2 protein-coding genes are annotated in these 2446 nt (G+C 51.7%); both read left to right on the top strand.

Features of this window, described 5'->3' with window-relative positions:
• The coding region (locus CINSTRO3249_RS15060; RefSeq protein ID WP_254304262.1) for a flagellar biosynthesis protein FlhF at window positions 1-1360 on the top strand (1360 nt) is incomplete at its 5' end.
• A gap of 32 nt (window positions 1361-1392) precedes the next feature.
• Window positions 1393-2061, top strand: coding sequence for a phosphatase PAP2 family protein (locus CINSTRO3249_RS15065; RefSeq protein ID WP_074013829.1), 669 nt, complete (start codon window positions 1393-1395; stop codon window positions 2059-2061).
• Window positions 2062-2446: the final 385 nt, after the last annotated feature.

The raw sequence follows: 2446 nt of genomic DNA on the forward strand, positions 1-2446 counted from the left end.
CATAGGTATCTACACATTTATCGTGATACCTGTTATTACTTTGCAGAATGATTTCAACCTATCTGTTGGCGGGATTGACTCTCGCCTTACCCGCCGATATCAGACGCTGGTTAAACAGCATATGACGCCCGCGGCTCTTCTTGCTTCTGCGGTTAAAGACCTCGCAAGTGCTCAAAAATCAACTTTCGCAACTACCCAAGCTGTCTGGCGTTTTCTGAATAATAAGCGAATTAGCTTCAGTCAACTCAATGAGCCAATTATTTCGCTAGCACTTGAGCAAATTTCGCTTAGCCCGCATCCATACGCTCTCGTTGTTCATGATTGGTCACGTTTACAATTTCTTTACCATCATGCCAAATACGGACGCTTAAAAATGACGCACGGTGGCGATGTTGGATATGAACTTCAAAGCAGCTTGCTGGTTGATGCTGGCACGGGTTTGCCAATAGCGCCTCTATCTCAGACACTTACCGATGCAACCGGTTGTCATTCAACGTTGGCGGAAGGACTGTCCGAACGGCAGACACATATGGACGCCTTGACGACCGATATTGCCCGTGTGGAATCGCTTAATATAGGTAAAAAGCTGATTCATATAATTGATAGAGAGGGTGACTCTATTGGACATATGCGGACGTTGAGTACTCAAGGAATATGCTGGCTTATCCGAGGAAAAGAAGGACATGGTGCAGAGTGGCAAGGTAATTCATTGAAAATTGGTGAGATTGCTGCTCTTCTGCCATACAACGGATGCGGACAGGTAGACTGGAAAGGGAAAAAAGCTGATATGGAAATCAGTGAAACCTCGATAGTCATAACCCGAGCTGCGCAGCAGAAGCGTAAAGATAAAGAAACCGGCCGCCGCATAAAAATCCAACCTGGAGAGCCTCTGACGGTCAGATTGGTTGTTGTTCGGCTTACGGATGATCTCGGTAATGTGGTGGGACGCTGGACGCTGCTTACAAACGTTTGCAGCGAGATCACCTGCGAGGAAGTAGCTCGTTGGTATTACTGGCGCTGGAATATTGAATCATTTTTTAAGTTGCTGAAAGGTGCCGGACATGACGTAGAAACATGGCTTCAGCGCAGCGCGCCAGCCGTACTACGCAGGTTGTTAATAGCCAGTATGGCTGCTGTTCTGGTATGGCGGCTGCAACGCGCTGAAGGAGAAGAAAATGCGGCAGCCCGCCAGCTGATATGTCGCTTGTCAGGACGACAGCAAAAGCGAGGCCGCAGAGAGAGCGCTCCTGCTCTGCTCGCTGGCCTATCCATCTTGTTGAATACACTAAAATTATTATCGGAATATAGTCTGGAAGAACTTACTCATTTAGCGAGAGTTGCTCTTAAGCCTCCTCCCTGATGTGTAGATACCTATGCCTTATAAGGGATCCCATGAGTTGGCATTGGTTTACTTTTTTTGGCGACAGCATGCTGTTATTACCTTGCGCGGGATTAATCGTCGTGGTTCTGCTGTTGAAAACGGATGCCCGCCAGGCCTGCTGGCAGTGGCTGATGCTGTTCTGTCTCGCCGGTGGCGTTGTTTGCGCCTCGAAGTTGGCCTTTATGGGCTGGGGAGTCGGCAGCCGCACTTATGATTTCACGGGATTCAGCGGCCATTCGGCGCTGTCGGCCAGTATTTGGCCGGTCATGCTTTGGATCCTGTTTAGCCGCGCGCGTCCTGCGCCACGCGCCGCAGCGGTGGCGGGAGGCTATCTGCTGGCATTGGCGATTGGCGTTTCGCGATTGGTCATTCAGGCGCATTCGCTGTCTGAAGTCGTGTCCGGTCTGGCGTTAGGCTACCTGATAAGTACTTCTTTCCTGCTGATGCAATTCAGTCGGCATACGCATATCCGTTTTCTGACCAACGGCCAAATTGTGGCGATGCTTATTTTGCCGCTGCTGTTGGTCGTGCACGGCAAAAAGGCGCCAACCCAGAATCTGCTGGAGCAGATAGCCCTTAGCGTGGCGCCGGTGACCAAAGTCTATACCCGCGCTGATCTGCATCGTCCGTCCCCGACGCTAAGGCCAGAGCAGGATGCGAGGCCAGCGCCGGCGAGTTAACGTCTCACCTCGCCATATATTCCTAATTACGCGCAGTGCCCGCACGGCGTTTCGCTGCCCTAATGACCCCGCGTGCCGGCACCCTGTTTTACTGCTTTGATAGCCCGGCGTGCCCGCACGGCGTTTCGCTGCTCTTCTGCCCCGGCGTGCCCGCACGGCGCGCCATTGCCCCCGTGACTCCGTATTCCCGGGCCTAGCGCGTGGCGCCGAACGCGACGTTACCCTGACTGCCCGGGATTTGACCAATGCTTACTCCGTCTTATATCTTGATCATTGACTTTCAAAGGTTAATGATCCCCAACTGATCATTGGGATGTTACCGGTGAGTTTGTACTCTGCCTTAAGCTTACAGCTTGTACGTCAGATTAAACCCTGGTGACATATT

Source organism: Candidatus Sodalis sp. SoCistrobi (genome assembly GCF_900143145.1).
Classification (GTDB): domain Bacteria; phylum Pseudomonadota; class Gammaproteobacteria; order Enterobacterales; family Enterobacteriaceae; genus SoCistrobi.

Bases quoted from the DNA above. Each gene is read 5' to 3' on its own strand.
- CINSTRO3249_RS15065 (WP_074013829.1), top strand. From the start codon at position 1,393: ATGAGTTGGCATTGGTTTACTTTTTTTGGCGACAGCATGCTGTTATTA.